Annotated in this window: 10 protein-coding genes (1 of these 10 running past the window's edge); all 10 read right to left on the bottom strand. The window is 67.3% G+C overall.

The genetic code is table 11. The features are described from left to right. Nucleotides 1-10,123 carry the start of a DnaJ domain-containing protein gene (locus ABD987_RS27990; protein WP_345400165.1) on the bottom strand. 18,746 nt of this gene lie to the left of the window's left edge, so the window shows 10,123 of its 28,869 coding nt (coding positions 1-10,123); its start codon is at nucleotides 10,121-10,123; its stop codon lies beyond the left edge, outside the window. A gap of 210 nt (nucleotides 10,124-10,333) precedes the next feature. Further along, nucleotides 10,334-10,651: a WXG100 family type VII secretion target gene (locus ABD987_RS27995; protein ID WP_345400168.1), complete on the bottom strand. Its 318-nt coding sequence runs from the start codon at nucleotides 10,649-10,651 to the stop codon at nucleotides 10,334-10,336. Between the two features lie 5 nt (nucleotides 10,652-10,656). Then, a complete protein-coding gene (locus tag ABD987_RS28000; RefSeq protein WP_345400171.1) occupies nucleotides 10,657-11,112 on the bottom strand; it encodes a YbaB/EbfC family DNA-binding protein in 456 nt (151 codons plus the stop codon). Then, nucleotides 11,102-12,931, bottom strand: coding sequence for a hypothetical protein (locus ABD987_RS28005; RefSeq protein WP_345400174.1), 1,830 nt, complete (start codon nucleotides 12,929-12,931; stop codon nucleotides 11,102-11,104). The genes ABD987_RS28000 and ABD987_RS28005 overlap by 11 nt, the downstream gene beginning before the upstream one ends. Before the next feature lie 3 nt (nucleotides 12,932-12,934). After that, complete coding sequence (locus tag ABD987_RS28010; protein ID WP_345400177.1) at nucleotides 12,935-15,529, bottom strand: hypothetical protein; 2,595 nt, start codon at nucleotides 15,527-15,529, stop codon at nucleotides 12,935-12,937. A 134-nt stretch (nucleotides 15,530-15,663) separates the two neighbouring features. After that, nucleotides 15,664-16,815, bottom strand: coding sequence for a hypothetical protein (locus tag ABD987_RS28015; protein ID WP_345400180.1), 1,152 nt, complete (start codon nucleotides 16,813-16,815; stop codon nucleotides 15,664-15,666). 130 nt (nucleotides 16,816-16,945) lie between these two features. After that, the gene (locus ABD987_RS28020; protein ID WP_345400183.1) at nucleotides 16,946-17,245 is read right to left on the bottom strand and encodes a WXG100 family type VII secretion target; all 300 of its coding nucleotides are present in this window, start codon (nucleotides 17,243-17,245) and stop codon (nucleotides 16,946-16,948) included. A gap of 49 nt (nucleotides 17,246-17,294) precedes the next feature. Then, nucleotides 17,295-17,642: a WXG100 family type VII secretion target gene (locus ABD987_RS28025; RefSeq protein WP_345400186.1), complete on the bottom strand. Its 348-nt coding sequence runs from the start codon at nucleotides 17,640-17,642 to the stop codon at nucleotides 17,295-17,297. 174 nt (nucleotides 17,643-17,816) lie between these two features. After that, complete coding sequence (gene eccB / locus ABD987_RS28030) at nucleotides 17,817-19,241, bottom strand: type VII secretion protein EccB (protein WP_345400189.1); 1,425 nt, start codon at nucleotides 19,239-19,241, stop codon at nucleotides 17,817-17,819. Beyond that, nucleotides 19,241-20,638 (bottom strand): type VII secretion integral membrane protein EccD, encoded by a 1,398-nt coding sequence (gene eccD, locus ABD987_RS28035; RefSeq protein WP_345400192.1) that lies wholly within the window; start codon nucleotides 20,636-20,638, stop codon nucleotides 19,241-19,243. The genes eccB and eccD overlap by 1 nt, the downstream gene beginning before the upstream one ends. Between the last annotated feature and the right edge of the window lie 64 nt (nucleotides 20,639-20,702).

The raw sequence follows: 20,702 nt of genomic DNA on the forward strand, positions 1-20,702 counted from the left end.
CAAAATACCCGTGAAGCACAGTTGCAAAATCATGTCCATCCACCTGACCACCGATGTAGCACATCGACATCATTGTCGAAGCATCCGGCCGGGCTTTCCGGTTGAGCTGGTACCACTTGTCGAACCACAAGCGCTTCGCAAAGTTCAGGGAATCCAGGTGGACCAGGCGACCATTCGAATCGTGTACGTGAATCGGCTCACGCTTGTGCGCATCGACGAAGATGGGACCGTCGGACGCGACAGATTCCTCACCGGCCACCGTCTCCCGCGGCGCGGAGTTCGAGTCACCACTCGGCTCGTAGTCCTTGCTCCAAATCGCGTCGACCTTGTCAGGACCGCCCGGTTCGATAACCGTATGCTCGAACGCATCGGCGACCTCCTGGCCCGGCAGAAGACGCACCAGCTTGTCGTGCCGATCGGTACTCGCGTAATACTCGAAGACTTCGGACCGTCCCGGACGATTAAAAGTGACACCGACAACCTCGCCGCTCTTGTTCCTGATCGGGGCGGACCAAATACCATTACCCCCCTCTCGAAATTCCACCCGCTCACCCGTATCGGCATATTTGCCCACGACAACCGAATCAGGATAAACCGTACTGTCGTTCTTCAAGAACGACTTCACGCTCTTGAATAACGACCGGGGCGCGACCCGACGCAGGTACTCGTCGGCCGAGCGAGCAGGGCCCGCCGAACCGTCCTGATTCCTTTCCGTCCGAGGCGCACCGCCGTAGTCCGACAGGCCGGATCGGGAGGCACCATCGTGGTCGGACCGAGACACGCCGACGTGGCTGGACGGCCCGGCAACCGGCGCCGCGGAAGACCGGGCCGCCCGGCGGCCGTCGATCTCACCCAGCTTCGCCCACGCCCGCCGCTCGAGTTCGTCAGCCCGCCGCTCCAGTTCGTCGGCCCGGGCCGACGACTCCGGATCCAGCGGCCGCTCCCGAGCAGCACTCTCCAGCCTGTCGGTCTCCGCACGCAGCGCAGCCGCCTCACCAGCCCGCGCCCGCTCTTCCTCGCCCAGCTGCCGCACCTGATCATCCAGGCTCCTCAGCCGGCCCAGCTGCCGCTCCGACAAATGCTCTTCCACAGCCCCGCGGAACCCACCCGCGGCCGACAGCTCTTCCGCCCACCGAGCCACCAGCTCACGACGTTCATGCCGCTTCCCCGAAGCCTCAAGCTGCTTCTCACTCACCGCCTTGTCCAGCACATCAGCCGCGCGGTAAAGCCGCTTCCGCTCCGTCCGCTCGGGCTCGGACAGCCCCTCCCGCAACTCAAAAGCCTGCTCACGCAGCTTCGCTATCCGCTTGTCAAGCTTGCCCACTTCATGCGACGCCCGAACATCACGGCCCCACGACACGAACCGGCTACCACGTGAACCCGGCACACCACCGGACAGGAGCCCGTGCTCCGGTGGGGCGACAGCTGGATCCGTCGTCCGACCTGAGCCCGCGGCGCCGAACTCGCTCAGTTCACCGCGAAGTACCTCGCTCCGAACCGGCAACAGGCTCGGGCGATCCATGGTCGGCCGGGCGTTGCTCAGGAACTCAAGCGCGGTCCGCCCCTCGTCGAATGCCCCGACCTTTCCACCCTTCATGTCCAGCAGCACGGGCGCGTCCCAGCCATCGCCCAGCTTCGCGTGCACACCGCTCAGGAAGTGGCCCAGGTCCTCCGCGGACTTCTCGAACACCACACCATGCCGACCGACCGGCATACTCCGGATCTTCTCCGCGACCTCAGACCTGTTCCGAACACCGGTGAACTCGCCACGCAGCAACCTCGCCAGGTCGTTCTTGTGCACCGGCGCGCTCGGCCGCGCCCGGAAAACCTCCGGATGCCTCGTCGCGTGCTCCGGGTCGTCCAACGCGCGCGCCCCCATGTACGTCGCGTCCGCACAGTTCGTGTCATCCCCAGGACCGCGACGCTCACGCCCCACACTGTTGATGTCCTTCACAAACGGGAAGAACGCCTTCCGAAACTCACGCTCAGCCCCAGCACCGACAAAAACGTGCTCATCGATCAAATCGCCCTTTCGGTACGACGACTTGAACCACGCCGGATTGACCACCGGAACGCCACGATCCGGGGCGGCCTCACTTCGCGCGTGAAGCGGTTCCTCAGCACCCTGCCCCAAGAGCCTCGGCACACGCGCGGCCGAAGGTCGGTAGCGCGGCGGTTCCTCCGGCGCCCCCGACTCGCTCGTCCGCCTCCACTCGCTCCGTGGCTCGTCATAGCTCGGTGGCGCATCGCCGTCCGAGCCCTCGCCCAGCCCCTCCAGCCCCGCCTGATCCCGGGTCGCCGGCGGGCGCCACGTCCGTCCCAGGCCGCGCTCCTGCTCCTGGCCCCACCAGTTACGCGTCCACTCGTCCCGCAGCGCTCCACGGGACCGCTCCAGGTCGCCAAGCCTCAGCCGATGGTCCGCGTCGCTCAGCCGCCCGGACGCCTCGTCCTCGTCAAGCTGCTGGCGCCGCGCCTGCCATTCCGGCTCTTCCTGCCGTTCCCACCTTGCCAACTCCCGCTCGAACCGCACCCACGACTCGTCCGACCCGATATCGGGCTCGGTGGCCCTCCGCCGAGGCATGCCCCCGAAATCGGCAAGCGGATTGTGCGGCCCGGCCAGCCTCGGATACCGGCGGTGGAGCTCCCGCCACACCTCGTCCAGAAGCCGCCGGTCATGCGGTTCCGGATGCTCTTCCGGATCGAACGCCCGCGTCAGCTCGATCTCCAGATCTCTGGCACGCGCGCTCCGCAGAAATTCGGCATTGCGCAGCAAGGGGTCCAGAAGAGCACGCGGATCGACCGAACCCCCCGGCGAGACGTCATCGTCGCGTGTCCGCGTCGGACCATCGAATTCCCGCAAAAACTGTTGAACAGTCGGATGACCTTCGTCCAACAGCCCCCTGGAATTCATCCATCGCAGAGCGTCCATGAATCCGCTGTCACCCGCTGCTTGCACGTACCAATGCACGTCAAGCGGCAGCGACTCCGCATCTCCGGACTCGCGTACCATCTCACGGTCGGAGCTACGCAAAGCGTCCTGGAGAGCAGGATGGTCGTCCAGGGCACCATGCTGGTCCAGCAGATCCAAGACATTCGTCAGATCCTCAAACTGTAGCGCATAATGCACGTCCAGTCGATCAGCCGCCCCTGGACCACCTTCGGCGAACCCGGGGGAACTCGATTCATCCTCCGAGAATGCCCGTTCCTCGGACGTTCGCTGATTGACAAAGGGGTGATCATCCGGGACCAAGCCGTCTTCGATCGCCGCCAAGACGCGACTACGGAACAGAGTTCCATCGCTCGCGTCTATGCCCCGCATGGTGTTCAGGAAGGGCAGATTAGGCATCAACGAGTTAAGCACGTTCGCGATATCTTGAACGCCTTGACGGTGACCATTCTCTCGCTCTGGCCGAATATGCTCCCGCAAGAAGTACTGAATGGTGGAATGCTGCCCGTTCAGCAATCCCCTGTGGTCCATCCACTGCAAGGCACGCACAAGGCCGGGATCATGCATAGTGTCCAGAAAAGAGTCCACATCAACCCGCGTGGTGACGGGCTGCTCCATCCGCAACTGCGGCGGAATGACACCTCGGTCAATGAGCTGCACGGTTTCCCGCGCACGTAACTGTTCCCCGAGCTCACCACCTTGTTCATTGAACCAGCGTACGACAGCGATCAAATCCGGATTGAGAAACATTTCCCCCAGGTACGGATACCGACGCTGGATCTCCTGCCAGACATCCGCCAAAAGCGGACCGTTGTATGATTCCGCGTGCTGCTGCGGCTCCGCCCCGATCGCTCGGTCATCCAAAAACATTCGAGTCATGAATTCAAGATGCCGCATCAGAGGGTTCAGGACGGCATGTGGATTCAATGAAATTCTCGGCGCGACCCAACTCGGCGACCATGCCGAAGAATCGTGACCTTGCAAAAATTGTCGGATAGTCGGATGACGATCGTCCAGCAGCCCCCTTTCATTCATCCAACGCAGGGCGTCCAATAGTTCGACATCACGCATAGCATCGGCGAAACCGGCCGCATCAACCGGCAGCGGTTCCACACTCCCGTCCGCGGACTCAAACCATCCGAAAAGCCCCTGGTCAACGCTGTGCAACGCGTCATGAAAAGACGAGTATTCGTCGACCAGCACACCATGCTGATCCAGCCACGACAGGACGGTCGCAAAATCGCCACTCAGCTGCAGCGCCTGCTGCACAGACTGATGAGCAGCCACTTCGTCTTCGCGCGGGCTCCGCTGCTCAGAAAGCGAATCGACATCCGACCGCTGCTCAGAAAACGGATCGGCATTCCGGTCGCCAACGGTAGCGTCGGGAATAGTCTGCCAATTTTGCCTGACCAGCGGCTCAAGACGATTGGGTTGGATTCTCGTAGTTGTGCCGTCATCTCGAAATTCCGCATAAATATCCTCGGGCCTGTCTGTCCTTGCGGCGGATACATCGATAAATTCCAAGGTGCCGGTAACGGGACCCACCCGCCAAACACCGGCAACCGGCGGTCGCGGCGGCTGATGGAATGTTCGCAGGTTTGTCAGACCGGCGAGGCCCGCTGAGGCCAGTTCATGACCCGCATTTCGCGTCTCGATCTCCTGCCGGACGCTTCCCAGCAGCTGGTGATCATACGGTTCAGGGTATGATTCCGGGTCGAACAGGTGATAGGTCCCGATCGCGCCGTCTCCGACCCTCATGGCGTTCAGAAAATCGACATGCCCGAGCAGGGTGGACAGGAGCCCTTCCAGGCTCGGCGGCGCAATTCCCTTGTCATTTGATCGCGCCGGAGAATCCGGCCCCCGAAGAAAGGTTTGAACAGTCGTGTGATAGTGATCCAGCAGCCCCTTGTCATCCATCCACCGCAAGACAGCTACCAGCTCGGGGTCGCTCATGGCCTCCAGGAAAGTGGCCGCGTCAACCGGAGGAGGATCCGAGGGTTCATGGCCTCCCGGCTGTTCATCGTCAAAACTGCGTAATGCGTCCTGGATCACTGGGTGATCGCCCAGCTCGCCGCGCGAGTCCAGCCACGACAGCACCGATTTCAGTTCGAAACTTTGCCGTAAACCGTCCAACACGTACAGGGTACCACCCACTGTCGGTAGGTTGCCGGAAGCGTACGTTACATATTCGCCTCCCTCCAGAACCGCATGCAAGGGCATCACTTTGCCCGATTTAAGAGAAATCGATCTGCCCGACACCACTCTCGTTGTCGGTCCGTGCACCCGGCCAGTGAACCCCGGGTCGGCCGCCAACGCCTTGGCGGCCCGTTCGATCCGCGCTGCGGAGCCAACGCTTCGGCTCGCACCTCCGGTTTTTGTTTCGCAGGAAAGCAGAACCACGTCGCCATTGCGATGGGCACTAAGCGCAGCTCGCGTCGCCGAATTTCCTCGCAGGAATCGAATGTACTCCTCAGGAGTGACCTCAAACACGAGGTCTTCGTGCGCACCCAAGGGTATCTTGAATTTTTCTTCCCCGCCATGACCCGGGAGAAACAGGGGCCCGGTTCCGCCTTTTTCATAGCTCCCGAACCACGGCGCCACGAAGGTTTTGTACGATTTATTGAGTAAAGGCTCCTTAAGGTTGACGGTGCCAGCATCCGCATCTACCGGAGCATGCTCACTACTGAACTGATAGTAGGTGTCATGCTTATCGGAACTCGCCGCCCAGGCCTTGATCTGCTCCACCTCAGCCTGATGTGCGAAGAACGCGAGCCCGATCCGCCTTCCCCGTGAATCACGGATTTCATGGAGAACAGCATCATTGGGCGAGAACCGGTGGATCTCGCCCTGCCTGTTGGTGGCAGTGATGAGTTCCGCATCTTCGTCTTTGGCCCGCTTCGCGGGCCCTGGCGTGTCCTCCGCGCCCAACAGACGTTTCCGCCCGCCACCGAACGTGTGGAAAATCGCCGCGCCACGGCCGAGTGGGCCGTTCTTCAAAGCCTCCAGAGGAGGCCCGGCGAAGCCCTCCACGGGTGCCGGACGAGCTTCCTCCGGACCGCCTTCGAGCTGCCGCGCCCGCTGCTCGAGCCCGCCGGCCCGCCGCTCCAGATCCTCCGCCCGGTCCAGCGACTCCGGATCCGAAGTCCTCTCCCGCAACTCCTCCGCTCGCGCACGCAGCTCCGCCACCTGCTGGTGGAGCTTGCCCACGTCATGCGAAGGCCGAACGCGACGCGTCGGCCGGCCAGCCGGAAGGCCGTCATCGGACCGCTCCGTGGAGTTGGGGGCATCCTCGTCCCTGGTCCGCTTCGTGGGTCCTGGCGTGCCCTCCACAGGACGGTCGGCGTGCGCCGGACCAGCATCCCCAAGCGCCTCGTCCGGCCGCTTCGCCGCAGGCGCCCGACGACCTTCGATCTCGGCGAGCTTCGCCCACGCTCGCTGCTCGAGTTCGTCAGCCTGCCGCTCCAGTTCGGCGGCCCGGGTCAACGACTCCGGATCCGAAGGCATCCTTCGCGCCGAGCTCTCCAGCTTGTCCGTCTCCGCACGCAGCCTCGCCGCCTCGGCGGCCCGTTGCTGCCGTTCCCCGTCCAGCTGCCGCACCTGATCGTCCAGGCTCTTCAGCTGGTTCCGTTGCTGCTCGGACAGATGCTCTTCCGCAGGCCCGCGGAACCCATCGGCGGCCGAAAGCTCGTCTGTCCACCGAGCCACCAGCTCACGACGTTCGTACCGCTTCTCCGAAGCCTCGATCTGCTTCGCTCCGGCCGCCCTGTCCTGCTCATCGGCCGCGCGGAAAAGCCGTTCCCGCTCCGCCCGCTCCGAGTCGGTCAGGCCCTCCCGCAACTCCTCGGCCCGCACACGCAGCTTCGCCACCCGCTTGTCGAGCTTGCCCACCTCATGCGAGTCCCGGACGTCGCGCACCCACGACGCGAACCGGCTATCCGACACCCGGCCCGGAATCCGACGCGCCGCCGACCGCCACGAAGTCCGCCGCGGCTCCACCACTGTCGCCGAACGCCCGTCCCGCGCCGGGCCTCGCTGGAAACCGACGCCCAGCCCGGCTCCGTCGCTGTCGGACACGCGACGTTCGACAATCTCTTCCCGCCGATAGCCGTAGGCCTCTTCGCGCGAGATCTCGGGGCCGAGCCGGCGCGCGAGTTTGGCCCGCAGTGCCGACAGCCACGAGCGCGCCGGTCCGGATCGACCGGAACGGTCCGGCCCCCGGTCGCCGGGAGGCAGGTCGTTCGGACCGGCACGGTGCTCGGGACGGCCCGAGCCCTGTTCCGCCAGGGCACCGTTCGGGTCCAGGTGCGGTGCGACGGGCACCGGACCCGTCTGCGCGGTGGCGTCGTGGTGGCGGTCGCGGTCCTCGCCCCGGTGGCGATTCCCGGGCGCTCCCCCCGCCGTCGGTTCCACCACCGACAGCGGTTGGTCGTGCTGGGGCCGCCCCGGGTGAGCCGGGGCTCCCACGCCCGTGTTGCCCCACAAGGGCAGCACCGGCTTCGGCCTGCCGTCCGGGCCGGGACCGCCGTGGCCGCTCGACACGCCGGGGGTGCTGCTGCTGGTTTCCGGCCTCGGCGGGAGCGCCGGGGGCCTGGGCGGTGGGGTGGCGTCCTTGCCGAGTGACGTCGCGGCCTCGTCACTCACGCCGCGAGCCGGGCGTCCCTGCCCCGTGGGCTGAGAAGTGGCCGCGCTGGCTTGCGCCGGACCGGATTCCCGTGATGGCGGGACATCCGGCGTTTCGGTACGGGGACGACCGTCCGGCCCCGCCCCTGCCGGGGGGTTGTCCCCGAACGCGTCGTCGGCCCGCCCCGGCGCCGACGGCGACTCCGGAGCATGATTCGGCTGGGAACCCGGCAAAAAGGCTTCCCTCGGGGTCGCCGGGCTGAGCGTGTTCGCCGGCGACCTTGTGTCCACCGAGGTCTCCAGCGTCAGCTTGGGCCGGGCGGGTAGAGCGGGCGCCGCCGGGTGGTTGCCCTGCGAAGCGGCCGGTGTGGCGCGGGCCGCTGGTGGCTGCTGTGCCTGCGACGCGCGTTCGACGGGCGGCGCCGCGGTTTCGTGTCGGGGAGCGTTTTGCGGCGTGCCTTCGGAGTAGACCGGCGCGTCTTCGAGACGACTCGGCTGCCGTTCGTCCCCGGCCTGGCGCGACACCCCGGCGTCCGGGTCGTGCGCACCGGACCGGTCCGAGACGACCTCGGGCGAACGATCACCACCGGCCTGATACCCGACAGGATGCTCATCGACATTACGCGGTGTGCCTTCGGGGCTATCCAAGTGCTGTTCGTCCCCGACGTGCCGGGACACCCCGGCACCCGAACCGTGCGCACCCGACTGCTCCGGAACGGCCTCAGGCGGACGATCACCACCCCGAGCCGCACCAGGATGTTCGTCGACACCACGCGACGTGCCTTCGGAGTGGACCGGCGCGTCTTCGAGACGGCCCGGCTGCCGTTCCTCCCCGGCGTGCCGCGACACCCCGGCACCCGAATCGTGTGTACCGGACTGGTCCGAGACGACCTCAGGCGAACGATCACCACCGGCCTGATACCCGTCAGGATGCTCATCGATACCACGCGACGCCCCAGCGCCCGAGTCATGCGTACCGGACTGGCCCCCGACGACCTGCCGAGCGGAGTTCGGACCCGTCGCGTGCTCGGTGCCGTCCGTTCTCGCGGCGCCCTCGCCGTGCGCCGAGGTGGCGGCCGAGGACGTGTCGTTCGCATCGCGCCCGCCAAGGAAGTCCCCCAGCGACGAGGTGGTCCGCACTTGGCCGGGGGCGTGCCCGCTGCCCTGCTGTGCCTGCCCTTCCGGCCGGAACTGCCCCGCCCCACCGTCAGCGCCACGCTGCCCGGTAGCGCCCCGGGCTTCCCTCTGCCCGGTATCGCCGTGAGCACCGCGCTGCTCGGTGCCGCCGTACGTACCGTCGGTCCCCACGTGCCTTCGCCACGGTTCGCCGCCCGAGCCCGGAGCGTTCGTCCCGCCGTCGGAACCCGAGCCGGAGTCGGACTTCTCGCCCCAGGTCGACGGATCACGCGGCGATCCGGTCCAGGACCCTTTCCCCAGGGACGGCGTACCGCTGAAATGAGCGAGCATTCCCAGCAGGCCCGCGGGCGTCGCGTGCCAGCCGTTGCCGGTCGCCGCGCCGCCCAGCATCCCCGTCAGGACACCCATGCCCATCTGCGCGCCGATGTACAGTCCCTGGCCGCCCAGCCGCCACCGGCGATTGAAGATCGTCGCCTTGGGGTCCTGCCATTCCCGTACCCGCTTCGCGGCGTCCGCCGCTTCCTTCTCCGCCTTTGTGACCGCCCCGTCCGCCTCGCGCGGAGTCTCCGGTTTGGCCCCCTTGCCCTTGAGATTTCCGAGGTTCTTCTGCGCCTCGTTGACCCGCTTCGCCGAGTCCTTCAGTGCCTTGGCCGCCGCCTCCCTGGCCGCGACATCCACTTCCCGGGCACCGGCCGCGATCCCCTTGCCGAACGCGTTCACCGTGCCGAACCCGGCGCCGCCGAGGCCACCCATCAGCGCCATGTGGCCGACCGACTTCCAGTCGATCCCGTCCCGGTCACCGGAGATGTTCTGGCCCACCTGGACCACCAGGTCCGCCCCGGCCATGATCCCGGCGCCCATCGCGGCGTTGACCACGATCTCCTTCGCCACCGACTTCGTGATCTGGGTCCATGAGGTCTGTGCCAGTTTTTCCTGCAGGGTGAGCAACAGCCGTTTCAGCAGCGACCCCGCCGCCTTCTCGACCGCCGGAATCAGCACCGAACCGTAGATCGAGGTCGCCAGCTGCGCGATCATGATGACCGCGAGTCCCATGAAAAGGGCGCTGAGGATCTTGGTCTTGATCAGGTCCGCTCTGCCGTTCTTCGCCTCCTTCGCCAACCCGCGGCTGGTTTCGCGAAGATGCGCGACCTGCTGCAACGAGATGTTGCCCGCAGTCCCCATCGCGGACCCGGTCTTCCCCACCAGGCCCTCGCGCACGCCGCGGACGAGGTTCGGCAGCTGGCCTTCCAGCGCCGCCAAATCCTCGTCCAGCTTGTAAAGCATGTCGGCCATAGCCTTGAGCCCGCTCTCGGAGCCCTCGGGCCATTCCATCGCGATCAGCTGCAGGAACTTCTGCACCGCGTGCGGGACATGGGTGACCTCGGCCGCCCCTGGCGGAGGCGAGGACGACTCGCTCATCACGCCTCCTTCGCTACTGGGGGCCGGGCGCCGATCCGCGCAGCCTGTGCCCAGTTCAGCCGACGCGCGCGAGAGGCGCGCGCGTCGAAGTGCCACATCGGCGGATCAGGGGGTTATCCCCTGCCACCCGAGCGGCGCGCGCCCGGCCATGGCGGCCGGGCGCGACTTCCGACAGCCGGCACGAGGCCGTCGGCGTTGTCGCCTGCCGTACTAAGGTGCCGGGCGGCGCACACGCGCCGCATTGTTCTCGTCCGCCTCGGTCAGGTTCCTGTCAACCGCGCCGACCGAGCCGGAAAGGGTCTCCAGCCAGTCGAACAGCGGCTTGGCTTCCTCGTAGAACTTCTGATATTGGGGAACCCACTTCTTCGCGAACGCCTGCCCGTAGGAATCCTCGCTCCAGCAGCCCCAATGCCCGCTGATCTTGTGCACCGCGTCCTGCCATGCCCCGACGGATTCCTCCGCGCTGCTCTGGATCTGTTTCCTGGCGTGCTGGAGCTGCTCGGGGTCGAGCTGGAAATCGTGCGACACCGCCCTCACATCCTTCGTTTCGGCTCGCTGGGACGGCCGAGCACCCCGTCGGGAGCGTCGAGGTCGAAGGGGGCCATCAACTCGTCGAAAATCTCGCTGATCTTGACCTTCCCGCTGGCCAGCCCGGCGAAGTCCACGTTCGGCAGCAGGTCCGACCCCATCAGCGAACTCATCTTCGCCATGGCCTCGACGCGGGCGGCGGTCATCGTCTCGACGATCACGTGCGCGAGCTGCGCCGGCGGCATTTCGCGGTACTTGGTGCCGTGGAACTTCAACTCGGTCAGCTCACCGCGGCCGTTGAACGAAACGGACAGCGAACGATCCTTCGCGCGGGTGGTGGTCGCTTCCTGGGACTTGACCTCGAACTCCTCGATACGGCGCCTTTCCTTCTCCAGGTCGAAATCGGAGAACTCGGCCGCCTCCGCCAGATCACTGGCCCGGGCATTCCAGTCAGTCGTCATCGTCTTCTTCTCCGTATTCTCCGTTTCCGGGCTCTGCATCGAACTTTCGAACCGGTGTGCCGTCCCCGCGGCCGACCACACCCGGCGGGCCGTGCTGCGCGGTGACGCCCCCGAGCGGGTCCCACGCGCTGGGGTCCGCGGTGAGCGGGACGAACGGAAAGCGCGGGTTCGTCTGTGCACCCATCGCCCCGCCTGCCATACCGCCGGTCATCGGCACCATGTGCCCGGACGCCGGGGTACCGGAGACACCCGAGGCCCGCGACACAGCGGCGCCGTAGTCCGTCCCCGCCGCGTTCGCCTGGCTGCCAGGGAACCCGTTCGCCGACGGCTGCGGACGGGCACTCTGCTGCTGGCCCGCCGAGGTCAGGACGTCGGACGACGAGCCGGAGTTCGGTGACTGGAAGGAATTCGACGTGCTGTCGAACTTGACCGAAGAGGCGCCGGACGTACTCACGTTCGTCCCGGCCGTCGTCGCCGGTGAGCCACTCTGGCCACCGGACACGGTCTCGTACGGCACCGAAGCGGGCGGCGACGCCGAAGACGTCGTCACCGCGACCGGCTCGTGGCGGACGGACTTGCCCGGTGAGTTCTCGCCCTGCGGCCCGGAACCGCCACCGCCCCGTACGTCACCCCCGGTCGCCGGAGCCTCCTCGGGCTTCCCCAGTGCTTTCGTGACGAAGCCCGGACCGCTGTGCCAGCTGTACATCTCCGGCCCAGGGCTCGGATCACCGCCCTGCCACGTCGAATACGGAGCTTCGCCGACCGGACCACTGCGCCAACTGAACATCTCCGGCCCAGGGCTCGGATCACCGCCCTGCCACGTCGAATACGGAGCTTCGCCGACCGGACCACTGCGCCAACTGAACATCTCCGGCCCGGGACTCGGATCACCGCCCTGCCACGTCGAGAACGGAGCTTCGCCCCCGGTGGTCACCGGGCCCGTCTCCCGTCGCACCCGCTTGCCCCCGAGCACCGACGGGACCGAGGAGCCCCCGGAACCCGGTACCTGCTCGCCCGGACAGCTCGACGCCGGACCGCCGCCGGAGTAACCGCCACCGGACGTGCCTCCTCCGGAGTAGCTCCGACCCGACGTACCGCCGATGAAGTAGCCACTGCCGGGATAGCCGCCACTGGGGTCACCGCCGCCGGAGTAGCCGTTGCCAGGGTGACCATCGCCGGAGTGGCCACCACCGCCGGAGTACACCGACGGCTGTTGCCCGCCGGCCCCGCTTCCGCCACCGGTGGCCGAGCCGGGAGACGGTCCGTCCGGAACCGGGCTCCCGAAGACGGTACAGCCGGGCAGCGCGGTCAGTGCCCGGCCCGCGTCTTCGTACACAATGGACAGTTGACGCAGAATCTGCCCCGCCTGGCTGTCGAACTGAGCGTTCCTGGCCGTGGCGGCGGCCGGGTCGGACGGCTGCGGCTCGGCCGCGAGCGCTTGGTCTCGCTGCTGTCTCAGGGCCCGCAACTGCTGCTGCGCCGCGGTCACCGCGATACTGGCCTGACGAAGGACGTTGCCGTAACCGGGTTCCGCCAACGACCGCAGCAGGCGCTTCACCTCCGCCGTCACCCGGCCGGCCAGCTCCGAGTGCGCGGTGGCACTGTGCCCCGCCCAGCTGGTCTCCAGTTCGCGGGTCCGGTTCTCGTATCCGCCGATGACGCCCCGGAGGTGCTCGGTCACCCGGTCGATGGCCTCGGCCTGCCTGAGGAAGGACGCCGGATCGGCTGCCTCGACCTGGCCGAGCACCGTGTCCAGGGTCGGTTGTCCGGGAGCGGGTTCCGGCGGACGTCGCGCCTGACGGCCCAGTGCGGAAGACATCGATCAGTTCCCCTTGCCGATGACCTCGGGGTTGGCGCGGGCGTCGTCGTCACCGGTCCACGCCCCGGGCTTCGCGTGCATCCACACCTCCGGCTGCCGCTGCTGGTTCTGCTGGCCACCGCCCATACCGGCGCCCATACCGCCCATGCCCATCGGCATCCCACCGCCGGGGTAGCCACCCATCTGCTGGGCGCCCCCGGTGGTCGCGACGGCCGCGTTCTGTGTGACGGGCACGCGCCCGCCGCCGTTCGGCTGGGTGAAGCCCTGCTGCGCCGCGGTGTTGTTGTCGAGCTGGATCTGGTTGCCGCCGCCCGAGGTCGCGCTGCCGGGTTCGTTCGGCATGACGACCGGGTCATTTCCGAGTTGCCCACCGCCGACTGTCTGCGGCAGGGTGACCGGATCGTTGCCGGTACCGGCGCCACCGCCGCCCCCGATCGTGTCGGCGTCCACCGCCTGCAGCGCCGCCTTCTCCGCGTCGTGCAGAGCCTGCGCGTAGGGAGTGAGGTGCCCGTCCGGGGTCTTGTCGTCGTAGTGCGGCAGATCCGACAGCGCCTTGTGGATTTCGCCCTGGACGTCCTTCGCCACCTTCGGATCGAGGTGCTGGCTGGGGTCCTTGCCGTCGAAGTACTTCTCCAGCTGCGACTTGTTCGGGTCGCCACTGTTCGGATCGCCGCTGTTCGGCTCCTCGCTCCGCGGGTCGCCGTTCCCGTCACCCGTAGCCGACCCAGCCGACCCGGGATCGGTGTCGTCTCCGCCCTGCAACTGCTTGAGCGCTTCCTGCGCGTCCTTCAAGGCCTGCTGACGCTGTGCCTTCTCCTGTGCCTCCGGCGAATTCGGGTCCGTCGAGTTCGGATGCTGCGAATTCGGGCCGGACGAGCCGTTCCCGTGCTGCTCACCCGAGCCGGAACCGCCCGAGCCGGAACCACCTGATCCGGAGCTGCCTGAGTCACCGGTGCCGTCGCCACTTCCGGAGCCCGACCCCAGTCCGTAGTCGCCGTCGCCTCCGGCCTGCAACTGCTTGAGCGCTTCCTGAGCCTGTTTCAGTGCCTGCTGCCGGGCTGCCCGTTCCGGATCGTCCTTCTGCCGCTGGTTGCCGCCCGAACCCGCGCCCGGCCCCGAACCGCCGGTCTCGCCGCTGCCGGGATTGGTCGAGGTCACCGGCGGAATCGCGCCCCCACCGGACGCGCCCGGCGAGTCGCCCGAGCCCCCGCCGGTGGCACCACCGCTGGAGCCGGGATCGCCGCCGGTAGCGCCGGAGCCGCCGCCCGTGCCGCCACCGGTACCGGCGCCGGGATCGCCACCGGTGCCGCCGCCGCTGCCGCCGCCGGTAGCACCACCACTGTCGCTTGGGGTGCCCTCGGACTGCAGGGCCTTGATCGCGTTCTGTGCGTCCTGGTAAGCCTTGTTGCGCGCCGCGGCGTTCGGATCCACCTGCTGCCCGCCGTTACCGGACGAGCCGCCGTTGCCGGGACCGGACGAGGTCACCGGCGGGCCGGACTGTCCTCCGGAACCGCTACCGCCACCGGTACCCTGCCCGTTCGGATCGCCGGGGCCGGAGGAGTTGCCCGAGCCACCGGCGCCATAGGGGTCGCCGTAACCGCCCTGGCCCTGACCGTACGGATTGCCCGTTCCCTGGCCGTACGGATTGTTCGACCCCTGGCCGTACGGATCACCCGTCCCCTGACCATAGGGATTCCCCACGCCCTGGCCGTACGGATTGTTCAGCGCCTGGCCGTACGGACTCCCCATGCCCTGGGCATACGGGTCGCCGGCCCCTGGTCCGTACGAACCGCCGCCGGAACTGTTGCCCCCGCCTCCGGAACCGGCCCCCTGGCCGCCGCCGTTACCGCCAAGGCCGAACTGGGATCCTCCCAGTGCCACCATGTTGTTGCCATTGGAGGTGTACTGCGCGCACAGCGTCTTGATCCGGCCGCTCAGCCTCGGCATCAGCCACTTGTTCTCGATGTCTCTCGCGACCTTTTTTCTCCCCTCGTTCCAGATGCCAATACCTGCAAAAGGAATAAGGATCAAGGCCCAGTGCGCGCTCCCCCATTTCGCCACCTCGGCCCGCTGCCTCCGGTGACATTCATCCACGTCTGCCCAGACATTGGCGGCGAAATGCTTGATCGCAGAATCAATGTTGTTCGCACTGCTCGCGTACCGGCGCACCGCGTGCTCGAGGCTCTCGACTTTCCTCTGCACCTGGCGGATCTGTGCCCTGAACTGCTCCGCCGCCGCACCGGAGAACTGCTCGTGCGAATTCCGGTAGATCTCGGAGAGCTTGTCGCCTACCGGCTTGATGACGCGCTTTTCAAGGTTACTGAACGCCTGACCCAGCTGACCCCATTCATCCGCAACGGGATTGTGGTCAAGATTGCAGTAGTCGTGGTCACCGCCGGGCCCGTGCGTCAGGTCGTAGGTGTCATGATCGAAGGACTTCCACTTTTTGTACTCGTTGTCCTGCTTGGGCGCCGGAGTCTGATCGGAGCCCAGCCCGGCAGGCGTCCCACTGTTACCCGAGCCGTTCTTCGTCGCCGGATCGGCGTTCGATCCGGTCGAGGAACTGTTTTCTTTCGAATCGGACGACGAGTCAGCCATGGCTGGGAGTCCTTAACCTAGTGTTCTTTCTTCGTTACCCGATGAACATGAATGATCTTGGTTGGAAAGTTCGTATCGGATTCGTCAGTCGCACCGAAGAGCCAAGATCAGCCGCCTGTGCCGATTTCCGTCTCCTACCGCAGCTTCTGCTCATCCTTCGAAGGCGCCTCCGGCTGGTACCGGACCTGCTCGGTATACGGCTCCGGCCGACCCGTCACATCGGCGGACTGCACGGAAGGCCTGAAATCGGCCGATTCCCACCGATCCGCCCGCGAAAGCGGCTCCGCCGGTTCCCACCGATCTGGCTCCGTAAACGACTTGGCCGGTTCCCACCGATCTGGCTCCGTAAGCGGCTCAGCCCGCTCCCACCGATCTGGCTCCATAAGCGACCCTGCCGGTTCCCGCCAATCTGCCCCCGTAAGCGGCTCCGCCGGCTCCATCCGATCCACCCGCGCCGCCACCCACGGCTCCGCCGGCTTACTCATCTCGGTGGACTGCAAGGGAGAACTGAGAACGCGCCGCATCGGGACCATCGGGGACGAGTTCTGCGAATACGGGGCGCCGGCACCCGACGACGAGTACCCCTGTCCGCCCTGAGATCCGCCGCCCGGCTGACCTCCGCTCCCATAGCCGTAGACACCGCCACCGAGGGCGTCATAGGCGCCGGAACCGCCCATGCCATAGCCGTAGCCACCATTGCCGCCCATGCCGTAGCCGGAGCCGTAACCACCGCCGCTGGAACCACCCATGCCGTACCCGTTCCCGCCGGCGCCACCGCCCGGACCACCCATGCCGTCACCGGGGGCACCACTGCTGCCGCCACCCATGTCGTCGGCGATGTTCTCGCCCATGCTGTTGACGTCGTCCATGGCGTTCTGCTGTGCCTTGATCTTGCCGGCGGCGTCCTTGTCGGCCCCCTGGAGATCCATGGAGACCTTCGCCAGACCCTCGGCGATGTCGTTGGCGACGGCCTGCAGATTCTGACCGAACTGCGACGTGCCGTTCTGCCGGTCGGTCAGCCGGTCGCCGAGCCATTTCGCGACCTCGAAGGTCCCCGGGTTGGGATTGTAGTCCAGCAGGTCGGTGAACGCCGAGATGTCTTCCACGGCGGCTTGGAGTTCCGCCGAGATTCGATTGGCCCAGTCCGGGTCGATCTTCGTCTCACCGAGCGGATAGCCGCCGCCTGGGTAACCCCCACCGGAGCCACCGCCGGAGTAGGCGCCGCCGTATGCGCCGCCGAAGGGTTCACCACCGCGGACATACTGCTGGTTGTACGGATAACTCATGTCGATGACTCCAGAACGGTTTCCGCGAAAAGGGATCGGGGCTTCCGGTATCGCCCACGAGCGGTGACGATCAGCTCACGAGGGTGCTTCGTGCCGGGCCGGGGGCACCGGCCCGGCACGCGGCGGCAGCTCAGCCGGCGAAGAGGTTGGACAGCTTCTTGTCCCGGTTCTGAAGGTCCTCGACGCCCTGGCCGGTCGCACCGGCGGTGTTGGCCAGCACCATGGTGCTGTGGGTCAGCGCCTGCGAGATTTTCTGCGCGCACTGCCGATAGGTGTCCGCCGTGGTTCCGGTCCAGTTCGGCAGGATGTTCTTGACCTGGGTTTCCAGGTCCTCCATCTGTGCGGTGATCTCGTTGTTGGCATTCATCATGTCATCGATCCCCTGCCGGGCAGGCCCGTAGGAGATACTGATTTCCCCATCGCTACTCATCGGATTTCCTTTCCACACATACTATTGGCGAGGCGGAATACGCGGCTGATCAGCGGTTGAGTCCGCTGAAGGCGTTCTCACTTCCCGAGGAGGCGGCCTTGGTGATGTCCTGCGCCCCCGATTCGTCCTGCGAGAACAACTCCTTGGCCGCGGTCTGCATGTCACCGGCCATGATGTTGAGGTTCTTGATGATCTCCGCGGTGTCCGCGTCCCACGTCTGGTGCGCGCTGGCGAGGGCCTGGATCATCTGGCCCCGGTTACCGTGCACAACGGCATCGATTTGCGTCCTGAGAGCTTTCAGTCGTCCATCGATTTGAGCGGCGACATTGGCGTGTTGCTTCGCGACGTTCTTGACTTGGTCCGGGGTAAGACCGGTTTTGCTGGTGCTGGTGGACACTGCTCCGCCTCCTCAACGTTGAAATCACTTCGTTGCCGGTGGTCGCTGGTCAGACACCGCCACCCGCTGCACTGGAAATCGTTCCACTTCGGACGCCCGCCCGGGTGACGCGAAGCGCGGACACGGCCAGGAAAGGGGGTATCCCTCGGCAGATTCCCCGCTGGTCATCGCCGGTCAGCTCCCCGCGGCCTGGTTGTTCAGCGCGGCCGCCGGGTCGAGCACGGCCCCGGTCGGCAGCAGGTCGAGCAGCGCGCCCGGCACGTCGACGGGCGGCCTGCCGTAGCCGAGGGCGCCCGCGACGGACGCGTTCGCCAGCGGGTACTTCACCCCCGTGGCGGTGACCAGGTATTCGGTACCCGCCAGGGATCCCGGCGCGGCGACCTCCTTCACGAGCACGCCACTGCCGCCGGGGATCGACACCTGGTCGGCGATCGTGCCCGCCACGTGCTTGCCGGTCGGCGTCGCCGCGGTGTTCACGGTTCCCACCGGCAACGAGAGGAGCGTCGTGGTCGTGGCCCCACCGGGCGACGGGGTGTACCGGGCACACGGCACCGTGTCACCCGCGAGCCCGGCCAGCGCGCTGCCGGTCAGTGGTGGTGGATAGCCCTCGGCCAGCTCGCCGACCGGCTTGACCGGCACACCCGCCATCTCCCCCGGCCCGATCTCGACCGCTTTCCCGCCCGGGTTCAGGTCCTTCGAGGACACCGAGCCGAGCAGCAGCGCCGCCGCCGTCCGGCTCAACGGGTTAAGCCCGTCAGCCTGCACGACATACATTTCGTCGCTGCCGATCGCCGGGTTCCGCACCTCGTACACCTGGCCGACGCGACTCTGCCGTCCGCCGAGTACCGGTCCGGGGTCGCCACTACGCGGGATCACGGGCACCGCCAGATCGCGTCCGGCGGGCAGCGGGTTGAGCCAGGCGGCCGTGACGCGCTGGGCCGGGGCGCTGCCGTAGCCCAGCGCGTCGGCCGCGGCGCGGTCGGTGAGCCGGTAGCGCTTTCCTTGCCACAGCAGATACTTCTTACCATCCACTGTAGACACCAGAAGGCCCTGCCGGTCGGACAGCTCCGGCCCGGGACTCCGGCCGAGGATCAGGGTGGTCGTGGGCGCTCCGGCGCCGGGGCCGGTCCCCTTGTCCCGCAGGCACACCGTCCACGGCCCGGCGTCGAGCCGGTCGGGGACGGGGAGGTCGTCCGGCGCGCCGGGAATACCGATCGTGCCGCCGACGGCGGTGTCTCCCAACGACTTCCGCGACACCGAAACGACTTCACCGCCCGAACCGCCGGTAGCCAGCCGCGCGGACGCGTAGTTCAGCACCGGCCGCAGCTGCCCGTCGAGGTACAGGTACCGCGCGCCGGTCTCCTGCACCATGACGATCGCGCCGTTCTGCCGCCACGACTCGTTGCCGCCCGGCACGAACAGCCCGTAGATCCCGAAGATCGCGACCAGCAGGCCCGCCACCACGAAACCGAGCACGGTGCCCGTCTTCATCCGCCGGTTCGGGGCCTCCACCGCGTCCGGCTTCCCGTGGGTCAGCCCCGCCACCAGACGGCCGACCACGAAGAAGTAGGCCTGGACCTGATCACGCCTCGACTGCATCAGCCGCTCATTCCCCGGACCAGCGCGTACACGTTCAGCACCGCGAGCGTCAACGGCAGGACCGCGATCGCGGTGAGCGTCTCGAGGATGTCCACCGCGCGTCCCCAGTAGGGCCGCAACCGCTTGCCGGGCAACCGCCTGCTCAGCACCACCAGCAGGGTCCCCGCGGCCAGCAACGGGAGCACCAGCATTTCCAGCCGTGCCGGGAACTCGACGCCCAGCGCGAGCACCACCGCCGACGCGGCCATCGCGAACCCGCCGGGCGCCAGCATCGCCCAGCGCGGCACGGCCCCGTCGAGATGGCGGGAGCGGAGGAACAGCAGCAGGCCGATCGTCGGGGCCAGGATCAGCGGGAAGGTCCCGCCCCCGGCCACCAGCAGGAACAGCAGTACCAGCTGGGCCGCGCCGAGACCGAGGTGCAGCGCCTTCGTGTAGCCGACCGCGACCGCGCCGCGCTCGACCACCACGCGATGCGACACCGGGTCGATCTCCTCACGCAGTTCCTCGGCATTGGTGGGCAGCATCGGCAGGGTGAGCCCGCTCAGCCGGAACGCCGTGGTGGGCACGAACATCCCGGCGATCAGCGACACCACCAGCGCGATCGCCGCCGCCTGCCGCACGTCCGCCGGGCTCACCGCGGCGACGACGCCGAACACCAGCAGCATCAGCACGCCGGTCAGCGCGCCGGTGAACACCAGCGCCGCGTCGGCGACCACGGCCAGTCCCGCCGACAACGCGGCGAGCACCCCCGCGGCGGCGCCGGTCAGCGCGATCACCGGCTGGGCGGACGGGTCGATCACGAGCACCAGCAGCCAGCCCGACACGCCCGCGTAGCAGGGCGCGACCGCGGCCAGCAGTACCGCGATGACGAGTTCGCCCGCCGCTCTGGCCAGCACTCCCGCACCGACCACCAGCACGACGGCGACACCGCCGGCCAGCAGGCAGCGCGGCAGAGCGGGACCGTCGAACAGCAAGGTCACCAGTGCAACCAGCAGCCCGGCCACCGCGCCCAGCGACAGCATCCACCGGGTCCGGTCCGGCGACCAGGTCCCGGCGTCCTCGCGGACCTGCTCGGCCACTCCGTCGACGAGGTCGTCGTAGTCGATCGGCGAGAACTGGTCGGCCCGCGGCCGCAGGTAGAGGATTTCGCCGTCCATCAGGTTCAGCTCGGCGGGGGTGCGATCCTCGTCCAGCGGCAGTTCGCCGAGCCGCTGGACGACCCAGCCCTCGTGGTCGGCTCCCTGTTCGACCCATTCCGCGCCGAACTGCGGCAGCACGGCGGGCAGCAGGTCCACCAACGGCACTTCGGCCGGGAGTGCCACGTCGGTGGCCGTGTCACCCAGTACGAACCGTAGCCTTCCCGGCGCGCTTGTGCGATGCTGTGTGCGCTCTTCCATGTCGAGTGTCCGGATCCTTCCTGCCAGGGCGAGAACCGAGACGTCGGCGGATCGTAACGATCCG

This window comes from Amycolatopsis samaneae (assembly GCF_039541975.1).
GTDB lineage: Bacteria > Actinomycetota > Actinomycetes > Mycobacteriales > Pseudonocardiaceae > Amycolatopsis > Amycolatopsis samaneae.